The sequence below is a fragment of the Mojavia sp. genome, assembly GCF_059505145.1.
On the sequence record NZ_JCACKA010000103.1, the window covers coordinates 22,517 to 36,697 of the forward strand.

Genomic DNA, 14,181 nt, shown 5'->3' on the forward strand with positions numbered 1-14,181 from the left:
GAACGACGGTTTCATGTCACGAGCGCAGCGAGAGATGGCGCAGCCACCCGTAGGGCATGAAACCATAGTGAGTATGGTTATAACTATAACTCACCCCGAAATCCACTTTTGGGGGAGTTTAGCCCAACAAGTAGGTCGCCAAAACACCACTTTTTGACGCATTTTGGGGTCAAATGACAGTCGTTTGACTGTCGCTGCTTTTAGAAGGTTTGACTGTCGTTTGACTGTCATTTGGTACATTAAAGGGGTGTTTTGGGGTCAAAAGGGGCTGTTTTGGCATTAAAAGATTTTTTGTATTAATAAACACAATCTCTTACTGTGAAACTACACTAATTCGATAGGGTTATAGTTTATGAGTGAACAGCATCTGGAAGTGCTTTCGATTAAGCGCAGTCATGACAGTAGCGATGGCTCCTTACTGCAATTTTTACGAGAGCATGAGAAGAAAATATCTGGCAGAGGTCTGACTAAAATTGTTTTGAACACTTTAAGAACGTACTGGTGGCCAAATGTCCTCAAGCGCCAGGGTGCTGACAAGAATACTTTAGAAATTGCTGTGATGTACTCTGTCTCACATTTAGAAATACAGATTTCCTTGCTTAAGCACTTACTTAAGTAGACACTTGCTTTGATGGTGAGAGCTAAAAGCTTGCCGAAAGCTCAAGCTGGGTTGGCAGGTTGAAACTAGTCAGAGTCATTTTTGAAGTACGTTTGCAACATTACAGGATTACGCATTCTCAATAATCCCCCAGCTTATTGACAATAAAAATGCCTCAAAAAAGTGGCTGTAATTGAGACTAGATAGGGGTTACAGAAGATTTTTTTCCAAAACTGTGTCCGGCCAAAGTGTTCAAAAAGGGTCATTTTGTAACTTTTGTCCGGCCAAAAACAGCTAGGGATTTTGCCACAGAGTATGGAGTTTGATGAAAATTGCGTTGATTGTCCGGCCAAACAGCTAAAAAACCACTGTTTTTGATGTTTTAGACTGCCGGAGATAATAGTATCGGATTAGACAAAAACGGCACGGGTAAACAACACTAAATCTACAGAGTTACAGGTTTTTAGTATGGCTTTTGTGTATGACAGACAAGTTTCTATTTCAGTTAATGCCAGATTCACAGAATGACTGCTGAACTCACAGTTGGAATTACAGATTTACTTACGTTTACAATCATTCATAGCGTTCAAAAAGTTACAGGTTTTAAGATTATCCGCATGAGCATTACTAACGATACACAGGAGTTATTAGTTAATAGTCAACAGATAAGGCCGACAGAGCCACTAGAATATCGCGCAATCGGTCGGCTCTGGGGAAGATATATTCCTAGTAGTGATCTTATTTATCAAGGGCAACTAATAACTGCTGACGGTGTAATGCTTGAGACAAACCTTGCTAAGAGAGCATCAATACTAGTTCAACAATCTCAACTTGACTTATCACTTGAATACCTGTGGACTGTTTACCCCAGAACACCATTCAAAGATTCTCCGACCCTACTTCGGGTGACTTTGACAAATCTTCGCACCCCCAAAGAGTATACCGACTCAGTAAAAACAGAATTGCAGTTACTAGCTGATAACTTTTCTGTACAAGGATTAGTTGTATATCAAGACTTAGAACAAGGGATAGTCGAAGTCAAAATTCACCGAAAACCTCGAAGAGAATCTGAGCCAGCGAAAGATTTTCAACTAAGACTACTCGGATTTTTACCATCAAATTCGATTAAGAAATTCTGGAATTTTTCTGTGCGGCGTGTTGGGACTAGCTTAGTAATTCAATCAGGGGAGTGCATTAAATTAGAGCCTCGTGAGCAATCATCAACATCAGATACATCAACCAACACAACTGAAGATACTACGCTCGCTTACTGAAAGTTAATTCAACAGAAAAAGTATAGTTACTCTTTGTTCATTGCTGATTTAATCAACGTTCTAGAGTGCATTGCTGCCAAGAATTTATTATGCCTAAACGTAAATCCCAGAAAGCCAATAGTTCACCCTCTCAAGAAGAAGCCGCGCAGCTCCCGCCAGCTATTTTGCGTGTCGTCAAGCAAAAATCTACTGCTACAGACGATAATAATTCTGCACAATCCCAATCAGCATCAACTGCCGTACCAAGGGGAAATAAGCCAGTTGAGCCGGAGTTAGAAGTAAATAATAACCAGAGCCAAAGCATTGAAGTTTCAGAATCAAATAGTAGCCCTGTCCTGACTGATGACGCTGTGCCTCAAATAAGAGAAGCAGAGAATGAACAGTTGGATTTACCTCAAACTCTAGAGACAGCACCAGTTAATTTATCAGAATCAACCGCTTTTGTTGAAAGTGAATCGGATGAATCTGGGCAATCACAGAGAGATTTGGAGCAATCGCAATTAGCTAATAAACCAGCCTCGAAAAAATTAGAGACAGCAACTAATAGTTCAGGACAGACCTTTACTGTCAAAGAAAAGATTGAGGTAAGTACCTGCAACTTTGGTATACAAAAAGTTTTGATTATATCTTTGTATTCAGCACCAGATGGAAGTATTTGGGCTTATTACCATCCTGTAGATAATACTCAAAGACGGCAATGGTTGCGGGGTTGCTGTCGGATTGAGGATTTGAAAAAGCTTGGCTCAAACTCTTCTATTGCTTAGTTGCTGTACCTCACAGATCACTGCGGCGGGGTTTTATAAAATGTGTGAGTGAAACATAATAGGATAAATTGATACTTAAAACGCTTTAATATTTCGGGTTGAGGGTATCTAAGTTAGTCAGCCTCCAGTGGCATTTGTACGTTTGATTTCGCAATACACGTCAACGAGTAGAACTTCCAATAACCCAAAGTAATGGAATCGGATCGCTTTCTAAACAGGATATCCCAGAGTATTCATAAGGATATTTGCTACTCATTTCAGATAAAGCAACTTTAGTGAGCGTTCGCAGCTTAATACCAGCAAGCTCTTTAGAATCTGTACTTGACTTGAATTCTTTATAGTTATTACTTGGTGTGATATGGAGAATAACTCCATTACAAGCAACTTGCCAATGATTATTGTACGAACGATTTTGGCGAGCATTAACTTTTTGTTCTCTACTCCCTGGGCGAAAAATTATGCCACGCATTCTTCCATATTTATGCCATTTAAATTTTAGACTTGTATTTTTATCTTTGTTTTCTCGAATAAAACTTTTTATCCTTGCTGCTGTCCCTTTTGGTGAACAATCTGTCCAATCATACTTTAAATAAACGTTGGTTAATTCAGTATTGTTTTTATATTTAATCCCAATGATAATTAAACGTCTAGAGAAAACTTTCAAAAAATCTCTCAGGATAACTTCTGATGGAATAACGGCAGGTAATTCAACTTTTCTCCCATTTAATAATGGTTGAAAGTTGTTGATTAAGTATTTTTCTGCTTCCCCTAAGTCGGACTCATTCCATGCTTGCCAAGCTATTCTCACTGGATAATTTTTATCAATTTCTTCTAACTGATATTGACGATGATGATTTTTCCATCGAGATGCTAAATTAGTTGCTTGTCCTACATAGAGGATTCTATTTTGTGAATCTATTGCAAAATAAATGGCTGTACAATTAGGAAGGTTTTTGGTTTCTGATAAATAAACTGATGGTAAATTGAAAGGATTAATCAATGTCATCTGAATATTTTCAGTAAAAATTATTTCTGATTTTTTTATTCATGCTGCTACCATAATTAAATATATCATGATTCACAAATGTTATTAGAAGACATTAAACTGTCTGAACTGCCATCAGTTGATTTATTAGAAATACCTCAACTACCTAATTGTGCGGCTATTTACTTTGTATGTGATAGCAAAAATCGGGTTATTTATATTGGGAGAACAGTAAACTTAGTTGAGCGTTGGAGAAATCATCATAGATTTAAGCAATTAAAAAGGTTGAATCTAAAAGACCGTCTTAGTATTAGCTGGATAGTTTGCACTCAGGATGTAAAAGCTCTCTCAAACCTGGAGAATAAGTTAATAAACTTATATAATCCGCCTTTGAATTGGACGAAAGTAGTATCGCCAATTAGTAAAATAACTCCATCTGAGATCGCACTACAACAAAGCCTGCAACAGCTAGCAAAGTTAAATACTATGATATTGGGCTTTGATCCAATCGCTAACGAAGAAACCCCGACAATATACTTGGTGTACCCCGTCTATGGCACACGCGGTCTATCAGGCAGCATACGAAGTTTATTAAAAAATATTAACAAGAAAGCTAGCTATTTGAAGTGGAAAGAGTACCATACAGACCCTAAATCTTTAGGGAAATTTGGTTATTGGTCAACGATTTACAACGGGATAAGAATAGACCTAACTCCATTTCAAGGTCTAGTCCACTTTATGAATACTACATATAAAACTGTAGCGGGCGTAGAGTTGATGGCTTTTAGTCATGAGCAGCTAGAAGTATTTCTAGAAACTGCATCATCAGAGCTTAAGGAAGTCGTTTCATGTTTAGATGCCCTAGAAGATGACCCTATTCCTATAAAGCTTGTTGATAAATGTCAGCCGAAAAAGGGGAAACATAAAAATGTTGTTGAAATAGAACCTTGGGAAGAATTAGAGCCAATGCCTGAAGGTGAAGCTAGAGAAATGAGCCGCCAGTTCTTATATGTGGACGGTGTAGAAATAGAGGTATGTATTAATGCGAATGAGAAGTATTTTGTCAGGCACAATGTTTACTGGTGGATGATTTATGGACAAAAAGATCCCGTTCCTCAGCGTAATTGTGTAATAGAGAACTTGCAGAGAGCGGTAGATAGATTACCTACTATCAGATGGTCTGGCTATAGATTTAGATTTGAAACTATTCTATTTACTGAAGACGATGTTGAAGTTCAAAGCATACTGTTTCCATTAGTTATGTTTGAAGATTTGGTCAGGTGGTTAAAGTTAAATTATAGTGGCAAAGTTCGTGAAGAACTTGAAAAAGGTGAATATAAACCTAAGCCAGATGACCTTGCAAGTTTAAAACTATGTGCATGGTTACAAAGCAATTCATTAAGCTCGTTATTAAAAACCTGATTTCAGTAATAGATTAGAGATGTAAACTGCTCAGTCGTATTGTAGCATTAATGTATTTAAAACTATTGTTTAAAGATTCTGTTTCTTAAAATGACTTATGGCTTAAAAAAAATGTTGGTAATCTAACTCAACTTTAAAATCAAAAGCTTTACTTTATACAAATTTTAAGAAGAGTAAGGAAGTTTTCATTGATTCCTACGAAGTAGAAAAAATTTACTTAGTTTAAGCTGAGACGGTGCAGACTACTTTCCAAATGCACAACCAGTGGAAGGAAATACAGTGCTATGGGACAACTGTTTAGTCGAATTAAGCGACTCGTCAAGGCAGAACTTAACTATTCTAAGGGCGAAATCAGCACAGATAACTATGAAGACGCTGTAGCATTAGCGGTACTAGGAGGCGTAGCAGGTGCATCCCTTGGCAAAATAGGGATACTTGCAAAAGGTACTGGCTTGAGCGTTGGTGCTGTTCCTTTGACTGCTACAGGTGCTTTAACTGGTCTTGCCTTGTATGAAGCTATAAGACTAATCACACTTGGGGATACTTCATCTGTTGGTGCAGCAGCAATTGGAGCGTCTGTTGGGGGTGGTATTTCTGCTGCCATTGGTGGTGTGGGAGTTGCCACGGGGGGAACTGCCTTTGCTGTTGGTATGGCTCCTATGGTCGCTGCTGGCTCTGTAGTTGGGCTTGGGATAGCTGGCTTAAATCGGCTACTTCAACGAGGAGTTGACCCAGAAAAACTACTAGACCTGGCTATTGAGGATATGCAGCAAGAGTTGTTAAAGTTACGTCGAGCTGTAATCTCAATTATGGTTACTCAAAAACAAACGCTGCAACAGTATGAACAAGCTCAATCAGAAGTGAGTAAGTGGCAAAGACGTACACAACTGGCTTTGCAAAATGGTCATGATGATCTGGCGCGAGAAGCACTCAAGCAAAAAAAGATTTTTACCGAAAAAGCTAATACTCTTAAAGCCAATCTAGATGAACAAACTGCCTTAGTAGATGTTCTCAAAAGTAAACTAGCAGCCTTTGAAAGCAAAGTTTCTGAAGCTAGAGCGTTTAAAGTTCAGATTAAATCCCAAATTATAGCTGCTAAAACTCAGGAGCGACTTCAAAACGTGGGTTGTAGCATGAACACCAGTAGTGCAATGGCAGCATTTGAAAGGATGGAAGCAAAAGTTTTCATGCAAGAATCCCAGAGTCAATCGTTGGTAGAGTTAGCAGGTGCAGACCTAGAAAGCCAATTTGCAGCAATAGAATCTAGTAGTGAAGTAGATGAGGAATTGGCTGCTTTAAAAGCACAGATAAATTTAAAATCTCCTGTCATACCATCTAACTACACAGCTAACCAAGTAGTTGATGAAGACTTAGAAGCACTACGAAAAAAACTAGATGAATTATAGATTTAAAAAAAACAATGCTATTAAGATAAACGTTTATGCCCTACCTAAAAGCCAAAAATTTAACAGTATCCTCTAAACGGCTTAATGATGAATTAGAAAAAGTTAATCCTCATTTAATATATGTAGGGAGTAAAATCAACTTTCAGTCAGAATTGCATTTAGAAGATTATCTTGAAGATAATTTCCAAAAAATCTTTCCTGACTTAGCTTTAGTCAAGCGTCAGCATAACATTAAAATGCAGCGATGTGATTTGTTATGTTTTAACAAATCAGACAAACAGCCAGTAATAATTGAGTTAAAGAATGAAGAAGATAGAGGGTTAGTCTCTCAGTTAACTCGTTATAGAAAAGCGATTTTGCAAGAGCAACCATTTTCAGATATTATAGATTACTCTTTACCAGTAAAGTTAATAGCGGTAGCACCTGCTTTTCATGAAGATAACTATACAGATAAAGAAGCCTCAAAATTTGAAGATGATCTTAGCTTTTATGAGTTCACTATCAAAATACATGAGAACTCAGCCCAATTTCAAATATGTAGTAAAACTTATGACATTCCTTACCCTATCTTAGGTTTACCTGAGAGCCAAACAAGTTCTGATTTATCCCAAAGAAATTTATCAATTTTTATTATCAATTTCACAAGTAACTTACCTCTAGAGTATCGCCAGGATTTTCTAGCTTTGCGCTCGACTTTAATGGCTCAACCAAAAGTGAAAGAGATGGTTAGCTCAACCTATAGAAAGGTATTATATGCAACTGGTGAGGGAGAGAATCATAAAAAACTAGCAGAAATAACTAATACTAGCAAAGGCGTTATATTGTTTTTGTGGTTGCCTACTCATGTTAAAACAAATATAAAAATACCTGTAGCACGATTTGGTTTTATCTTAGCTAAAGATAACAATCCTTTCTCAGAAAAATCCATTGTTGAATGGTTAGTATGTACTAAAACTACTATTGAACTAAAAAATCACCCTAATAATAATATCGGACTCTCATTTAATAGGCATGGTATGACATTATGGACTAAAGCTAACCAATACCTATTTCAAGCTTCTTTAGGATCACAAAATACGTTTCAGTTGTTGATATATCTTTTGAAAGGTATTAAACCACCAATTGATGAGGAAACTTTTACATGGTGGAATTCATATAAAAGTAAAACTCCAGAGAATTTAGGTTGGTATATTGATTTAGCTATAAAAACGTGGAACTACAGGTTTAAATAGTTTTTCAAGGGTGACAAAGCGGAGATCGCATCAGTTGTCTACTCATCCATCTGGGTACCCAGATTTTTGATTTGTTCTAGTGCTTCTACTACACCAACTTCATCAGCTAGTCGGATAAAAGCATTGGCTAATTCCTCTAGTAAGTCACTGCGATCTACTTCTACCCCCTCATCAGCTAAATCCATCAACACACGGTTAATCTGCCTACTCAGCTTTTTAGGAATGCGAAAGGTAGTTTGTGTGTAGTCGGGATTCTCACGCTTGGCTAATTTATCTTTATCCTTTAACTTACTAGCTGTCTGGGTAGTTGATTTTTCGGGTTGCTGAATGTCTGGGTATCCAGGTGGCTGAGTATCTGGTTTTATGGATGGCTGGGTTTTTGACTGTTTAGATTTCTGGGTTTTAGTAGAAGCGGATTTTTGGGATGATAAATCTTTAGATGGTTGAGTATCTGTGTGTTCGGGTTGTTGAATGTCTGGGTATCCAGGTGGCTGAATATCTGGTTTTTCGGATGGCTGGGTTTTTGACTGTTTAGATTTTTGGGTTTTAGTAGAAGTGGATTGTTGACTTGATGAATCATCAACTGGTTGAGTATCTGGGTTTTCGGGTTGTTGAATGTCTGGGTATCCAGGTGGCTGAATATCTGGTTTTTCGGATGGCTGGGTTTTTGACTGTTTAGATTTTTGGGTTTTAGTAGAAGTGGATTGTTGACTTGATGAATCATCAACTGGTTGAGTATCTGGGTTTTCGGGTTGTTGAATGTCTGGGTATCCAGGTGGCTGAGTATCTGGCTCTGGGGATGGCTGGGTTTTTAGCTGTTCAGATTCCTGGGTATTTATCGATGCGGATTGTTGGCTTGATGAATCATCAACTGGTTGAGTATCTGGCTCTGGGGATGGCTGAATTTCCGGGTATCCAAATGTTTGGGTACTTTCTTGTGCTGCACCTAAAACTTCGCTAAATCGGCTTACCCTTTTACTGCCTGAATTACTTCGTTTTTTATTGCTGTCCAATCCCGCCATGCTAACTTTCCCCCACGAACTTTATAAATAGGAACTCCACTAGCCACCGCATCCTTATAAGCTTTGTAAAACCGAATTCCGCGACTAAAAACTGGATAATTCTGTAGTTTTAATGCGGACATCGCCTCTTGTCCATCCTTTTGCGGCGGTGGAGGAACCATTGTCAGCAGAACTTTCCAGTTTGTACCTTGTGGCAAGGATTTTGCCATTAGTGCCATTGCATCCATACTCAATATGTCAGGTGGAGTTGGGACAATGAGCAAATCACAACCCCTTGCTAAATCTTCCACTTCCGCATCATTAGGACGGGCTGGCGTGTCAAAAATGATGTACTCGAATGGATGAGAACGCATCAGCTTGGCCGCTTCCTTTTCTCCACAAACCTGAAACGGTAGTCCTCCTGGTCTTGCCCAAGTGGTTGCTGAACGGTTCAGATCGGCATCAATAACTAAGGTTGCCCCATCATCACAAAACAGTGAGGCAAGGCAGATAGCTGAAGTTGTTTTTGACACTCCGCCCTTAAATGAGCTAAGAGAGATGATCGGCATAATCTCCCCTTGTAAAAGATGGAAAAATCATATCGCTAAGAGGGTATACATTAAATGCGGATGTATGAATGTTTGGGTATCCAGATATTCAAGTATCCTACAACAAGAATTTACTTCTCAAGTTCAGTGTTCATACACTGTCAAGCTTATGTTTCGTAGATACTTCCTTACTTGTGGAGCCTACCCTTAAGAAGACGTTTCCTCATCAACAACGACCAAATCCACCCCACACCTTGTAGCCGCTTCCGCTAACCTAGTATCAATCGTTGCTAAGGGCAATCCCAGCCGCAATGCCAATTCTAAGTAAGCTGCGTCATAAGCTGCTAAACCTTCCTGTCGCCCTAGCACCAGTGTTGCACCCAATGCGTTTGCATCTGTAGCCGTATCAACCTGGATTAATAGTGACTTTAACAAAACAATAGCTTCCTCGGATTGTTCAGTAGTCATGCGGTTACGCCGAAGAGCTACCAGTAGGACATTAGCAATTTCTAGTGACCAAATTCCTGGTACAAATGCTTCTGCATCCGGCATCATTGCCAGTATGCCATTAGCGTAATCGTTATTTTCATCCACCAAGCACCAGCTAATTGCTACAGAACAATCCAAAACAAATTGCATTAAAATCTTCGCCCCTCTTCAATCATGGAACGGATCGAAGTTTTATCTAACGCTACTTGTCGCCGCAGTTCTTGCATTCTGACAATTGCATCATTTATAGATTTTTTTGTTGTAGGCTTTCCCCAAGCGTTATATTGTGGTTCCGGTTCGGATGATTTTGCAACTTCTGCGTTAGGTAACGGCTGTATAACCACTACTACCTCAACATTCGTATCTTTTAAATGAGTGGGTGTCTGGATTTGCAAGATACCATCTGCCCCAATATGAGATCGCAACTTCATCGTTTCCATATTTACATCCAGTAACTCAAACTCAACATTTTTCAGAAATACCTTAATTATGCTGTTTCTTCCGTCACTAAAATCAAAGCATATTATCGCAAAGGAGGTACACGGCTAATTGGATGTACAAATATCTGGGTACCCACGTATTTAAATACCTGAATATTCAGGTATTTAAATCAGGTGTATACTAACCATGATTCTAACCAATGTATTCATTGCTAATAGAATGCTTTATGCACTTTGTTCATGTTTTATAAACTGAACGAGGAAAGCACCAAAAGCATTGAAATAGAACAGCATGAATAGAACTGTGGTTTGGCGTGCGCCGCCATAGAAAATATTAATCGTCAGAATTCTGAACAAATTGAACTTGGTTAGAAGCTGATTCAGAAAATCTCCAAGTAGTACCTTCACCCGAAGCTTCAGGCGGAGTTTGATTAACAGGCAAAACATTCATACTAACCACTTCAGGAAGGGGTGGAGGAGTTGAAGAAGCAGATGCTTCAACTGGTTGATTTTGAGACGCGGATTCATGCCTTCTTTGAGACATATATGGATATAAAAAACAACGAAACCAATTCTAACGCAAACCTAAATTTAGCTTACGAATACACAAAAATTGTATTAGAAGCAAAAGTAAAAATTCTAGACACTCTAGATTCCCGAATGGGAATGTTTCTAGGGTTTGGAGGTGTATTATTAAAATTTGGATTAGATGCGCCAAGTGAACTTCCGAGCGAACAGACATTAAAAACTACTTTTATAGCTCTAACTGTATTATCAGTTTGCACAAACGCCAGTGGTTTACTAGCAAAAGGTACTGGTAATGCTGTCAAACCTAAAAAGCTAATGACAGACAAATATTACAATGAAGAAAACCCAAGAGTAAAAGCATTTTTGATAAATACATGGGCAGAATTAGTAGAGGAGTTAGAGGAAATGGGAAAAACAAAAAGCATATATCTAAACTCTGCTATTACTTTATTAGCCCTTGCTGTAATAATGCTAGGAACTATTAGCATAATTGAAATTTATTTTTAAGTAATTTAATTAAAAATTTGTTATTTTAAACAATTGCGCTAAGGTATTGTTCAAAAATCCAAAGCAGAGATAGCGTTCTGCTTTTTGATGACACCTAAATAACGCTCCCTAGCTGCCAAAGTTCGATGTTACGATATCTCCTGGATATGATGCAACGGTATCCCTGCATCGCTCATCCTGGTTAAAACCGTCCTCCTGAAACTGTGGGTACTAACACCCTCAATACCCAGCCACGCACAGGTATTTCTGAGGATTTTATCAGTAATTACCTTAATGATGGTTATAAAAAATTTATGGACTATATTTTTATATAATTTAAGTGCTAAGTCAGTTGTTTTGCTTCTACGGATAACAGGTTATTAATATTTGTTTGGGACATCTGCTCCAAATCAATTAAGAAGCATGATAACAGGTTTGGTGTTTTAATAAATTTGATAGAAATGGTGAATAAAACTCCGACCGAGCGATTATAAATTATGTAATGCCTTTATGGATATCAAATATCAGTACGCTATTAACTCAAAAGGTAGAACAGTAAATGCTGTGGAATTGATAGCAAATATTGAAGTGCGAAGCGAAACATACAAGTGTTTATCATGTGGCAATATCCTCATTCCTGTCTTGGGAGAGAAGAGAAAAAAGCACTTTCGCCACAAAGCTGATATTGAAATTCAATGTTCCCAAGAGACTTATTTACACAAGCTAGGTAAAATTAGATTTTACGAGATTTATAGTAGTTGTCTCTCTGAAATTTTACCTTTTTGGATAGAAATAGCAGTTAAGAAAAAATGCCAATATCAAAAACAATTTCAAAGTATTTGCCCTGTCATGAACAGCAAAGAAACGTTTGATTTAACACAATATTTTAAAAATATTAAATTAGAAAAAAAAGATAACTATTTCATCCCAGACTTACTACTAACAAGTGACAAGGGCGATAAAGTTTACATTGAGATAGCAGTATCTCATAAATCTACACAAAGAAAAATTCATTCAGGAAACAGGATTATTGAATTAGCTATAAGTCAAGAAAGCGATTTGAATATTCTTGATAGAAGAATATTATCAGAAAGTAACAGAGTAATTTTTTTCAACTTTAAAAGAGACCAGATAAAAAACTTTTGCAACGGGCAGTGCATTCAAATAAACAATTTGAAACCCAAGATTGAAGAAATAAAACCTAAAAAAAATATGAATAAAAGAGAAGAGGTGAAAAAAAGTAGCGACAGTAGAAATAAGAGAAATGATGCTCTACTCAGACACTTAGCAAAGTTGCAGCTCAAAGAAAACTGTTTCTTCTGCCATCATTATGCAATTAACGCTAAGGATACCATAGACACTCCAATATATTGCAAAGTCCGTAAAAAGACGTGTAACCCACACGTAGCTAGGAACTGCAAGCACTATCAACCAGATATAAAGCTTATTTCCGATGTTACCGACTCGCAAATGCCAAACTAACAGCACGAGTAAAAACCAGTACTACAACGAACAGAACATATAGACACGGTAATTTTATAAATCCCCCCAATCAAAATTCAAGATAAGCATTGGACACTTCAATATTTGTACCAAGATTTCGTTGTGATAACCAAACTTGTATACCAACTATAATTGGTGTAGTTAGGCATTATTCCGAATAATAGATTTGAGTTCATCAATAGTATAAGCTGGTCTTTTTCTGTGAAGCATTGCGTGACAATTGGCACATACTGGACGTAAATCTTTTATTGGATCAAGCTCATACTCTTTACCAATTTCTGATAATGGCTTTAAATGATGAACGTGGATATAATCTTCACCAATGACTCCGTATACCCTCTCGAAACTAAATTCACAAACATGACATATTACACCATAGTGTTTTATACATTTTTGTCGGGCATCGGGATTACGTTCATAAACGTTGACTGTAATCTGCTTAGTTGAGCCTTCAATATATGTCTGTGTTTCTGTTACTTCCTCTGGAAACCTAATTGGATTAACTTCATCTTCATCAATAAACTTCCAGATAATTTTAAAGGGTGAAGTTTCTTCAAAAGATTTCGCTTGTCCTAAACCTACATATGTGAAAGGTTCAGTATTACTTGACCTTATAAATATATATTTTTTGACTTTTGGGTTAATTAAATTTTGAATTTCAGGCTGGTATATTTTAGTATCACTTTTAGCAAACCAGATTAAATTATCTCCTATAAAGTGATTATTATAGTCATGGCCTGTTCTACCAGGAATACCTATATTACAAAAAATAAAATAATCTCTTTCATGTCGTGTATAGCCTGTGTACCAATTACCACCTTTTGGTTCTTCTAGAAGCCCAATAATACGAAATATATCTTTTCTTGTATAGCTTTTACCACAGACAAATTTATAGCTCATATTTTACTACTGGAAGTAGAGAAATTACTTTAAAATGCTTTACTTAGTCTTCCCTACTAGCTATTTGCTTTAACTTTAAAAATTGCTTTTCTGGATGCAGTCAAACTTCACCCTATTTCCTAAACCAATTCTGATATCGAGTCACTCATCTGCTTTTGCAAACGCTGGCGGTTATCATCATATTTCAACACCGTCTGCACCTGGGCGTGTCTGCTGAATCGCTGAGTAGCACGGTAGTTGCCATTATTCAGATCCAATACTGTAGTAATCGCACTGTGGCGGACACGATGGGGTGACATCTTCTTAGTAATTCCCGCTTGCTTACATAGCCCATCCACCAGTCGCCTGATTGCTTCCCCAGTTAATCTTGCTCCATTCTTGTGGTAAGCCAACACCGTAAACAGCGGGTCATTACCTCGTTTTTTCTTAGAAGCTTTAATCCAATCGGCGATCGCAGATGCAGTTTTGTCTGATAGGTCAAGAACTTCCTTCTGGCTACCCTTACCTTTACCCAGGATAGAGAGCGTTTTTTCTTTGGCGTTAAAGTCACGCACATTTAAATTAACAATCTCATTGCGACGCAAGCCATTATCCCAAAGTAACCG

General features: G+C 37.7%; 17 protein-coding genes. 9 read left to right on the forward strand and 8 right to left on the reverse strand.

All coding sequences use genetic code 11. From position 1 onward, the window contains the following. Window positions 1–13 precede the first annotated feature (13 nt). From AC5JL8_RS28745 to AC5JL8_RS28760, 4 genes are all read left to right on the forward strand, one after another. Window positions 14–157, forward strand: a complete 144-nt coding sequence (locus tag AC5JL8_RS28745; protein ID WP_495883093.1) for a hypothetical protein — start codon at window positions 14–16, stop codon at window positions 155–157. 195 nt (window positions 158–352) lie between these two features. Beyond that, window positions 353–619 carry a hypothetical protein gene (locus AC5JL8_RS28750; RefSeq protein ID WP_495883094.1) on the forward strand — a complete coding sequence of 89 codons (267 nt, stop codon included), beginning with the start codon at window positions 353–355 and terminating at the stop codon, window positions 617–619. Between the two features lie 503 nt (window positions 620–1,122). Continuing rightward, entirely contained in the window at window positions 1,123–1,872 is a 750-nt protein-coding gene (gene patR, locus AC5JL8_RS28755) for a heterocyst master regulator PatR (protein ID WP_495883095.1), read from the forward strand. Window positions 1,873–1,961: 89 nt separating this feature from the next. Beyond that, the gene (locus AC5JL8_RS28760) at window positions 1,962–2,636 is read left to right on the forward strand and encodes a hypothetical protein (RefSeq protein WP_495883096.1); all 675 of its coding nucleotides are present in this window, start codon (window positions 1,962–1,964) and stop codon (window positions 2,634–2,636) included. Window positions 2,637–2,796: 160 nt separating this feature from the next. Here the strand turns inward: AC5JL8_RS28760 and AC5JL8_RS28765 are convergent, their stop codons facing one another. Then, window positions 2,797–3,642, reverse strand: a complete 846-nt coding sequence (locus tag AC5JL8_RS28765) for a GIY-YIG nuclease family protein (RefSeq protein ID WP_495883097.1) — start codon at window positions 3,640–3,642, stop codon at window positions 2,797–2,799. Window positions 3,643–3,720: 78 nt separating this feature from the next. On the opposite strand from AC5JL8_RS28765, the gene AC5JL8_RS28770 reads away from it, so the two are divergent. The 3 genes from AC5JL8_RS28770 to AC5JL8_RS28780 all read left to right on the forward strand — a co-directional run bounded on the left by AC5JL8_RS28770 (window position 3,721) and on the right by AC5JL8_RS28780 (window position 7,681). Further along, window positions 3,721–5,043 carry a GIY-YIG nuclease family protein gene (locus AC5JL8_RS28770; protein ID WP_495883098.1) on the forward strand — a complete coding sequence of 441 codons (1,323 nt, stop codon included), beginning with the start codon at window positions 3,721–3,723 and terminating at the stop codon, window positions 5,041–5,043. A 284-nt stretch (window positions 5,044–5,327) separates the two neighbouring features. Next, entirely contained in the window at window positions 5,328–6,449 is a 1,122-nt protein-coding gene (locus AC5JL8_RS28775) for a PspA/IM30 family protein (protein WP_495883099.1), read from the forward strand. Window positions 6,450–6,484: 35 nt separating this feature from the next. After that, a complete protein-coding gene (locus tag AC5JL8_RS28780) occupies window positions 6,485–7,681 on the forward strand; it encodes a PDDEXK family nuclease (RefSeq protein WP_495883100.1) in 1,197 nt (398 codons plus the stop codon). A gap of 38 nt (window positions 7,682–7,719) precedes the next feature. Here AC5JL8_RS28780 and AC5JL8_RS28785 read toward each other — a convergent pair whose 3' ends face one another. The 5 genes from AC5JL8_RS28785 to AC5JL8_RS28805 form a co-directional block, all read right to left on the reverse strand. Next, window positions 7,720–8,703 carry a hypothetical protein gene (locus AC5JL8_RS28785; RefSeq protein ID WP_495883101.1) on the reverse strand — a complete coding sequence of 328 codons (984 nt, stop codon included), beginning with the start codon at window positions 8,701–8,703 and terminating at the stop codon, window positions 7,720–7,722. Continuing rightward, window positions 8,649–9,251: a ParA family protein gene (locus tag AC5JL8_RS28790; RefSeq protein ID WP_495883102.1), complete on the reverse strand. Its 603-nt coding sequence runs from the start codon at window positions 9,249–9,251 to the stop codon at window positions 8,649–8,651. The genes AC5JL8_RS28785 and AC5JL8_RS28790 overlap by 55 nt, the downstream gene beginning before the upstream one ends. A 186-nt stretch (window positions 9,252–9,437) precedes the next feature. Further along, window positions 9,438–9,869 carry a type II toxin-antitoxin system VapC family toxin gene (locus tag AC5JL8_RS28795; protein WP_495883103.1) on the reverse strand — a complete coding sequence of 144 codons (432 nt, stop codon included), beginning with the start codon at window positions 9,867–9,869 and terminating at the stop codon, window positions 9,438–9,440. After that, entirely contained in the window at window positions 9,869–10,159 is a 291-nt protein-coding gene (locus AC5JL8_RS28800; protein ID WP_495883104.1) for a hypothetical protein, read from the reverse strand. Before AC5JL8_RS28800 ends, AC5JL8_RS28795 begins: the two co-directional genes overlap by 1 nt. 334 nt (window positions 10,160–10,493) lie before the next feature. Continuing rightward, a complete protein-coding gene (locus AC5JL8_RS28805) occupies window positions 10,494–10,703 on the reverse strand; it encodes a hypothetical protein (RefSeq protein ID WP_495883105.1) in 210 nt (69 codons plus the stop codon). Between the two features lie 2 nt (window positions 10,704–10,705). Here AC5JL8_RS28805 and AC5JL8_RS28810 point away from each other — a divergent pair, with 2 nt between their 5' ends. Beyond that, entirely contained in the window at window positions 10,706–11,194 is a 489-nt protein-coding gene (locus AC5JL8_RS28810) for a hypothetical protein (RefSeq protein ID WP_495883106.1), read from the forward strand. 489 nt (window positions 11,195–11,683) lie between these two features. Further along, window positions 11,684–12,655, forward strand: coding sequence for a hypothetical protein (locus AC5JL8_RS28815; RefSeq protein ID WP_495883107.1), 972 nt, complete (start codon window positions 11,684–11,686; stop codon window positions 12,653–12,655). A 162-nt stretch (window positions 12,656–12,817) separates the two neighbouring features. Here the strand turns inward: AC5JL8_RS28815 and AC5JL8_RS28820 are convergent, their stop codons facing one another. After that, window positions 12,818–13,576, reverse strand: a complete 759-nt coding sequence (locus tag AC5JL8_RS28820; RefSeq protein ID WP_495883108.1) for a DUF3427 domain-containing protein — start codon at window positions 13,574–13,576, stop codon at window positions 12,818–12,820. Between the two features lie 119 nt (window positions 13,577–13,695). Further along, on the reverse strand, window positions 13,696–14,181 hold a 486-nt coding region (locus AC5JL8_RS28825), incomplete at its 5' end, for a tyrosine-type recombinase/integrase (RefSeq protein WP_495883109.1).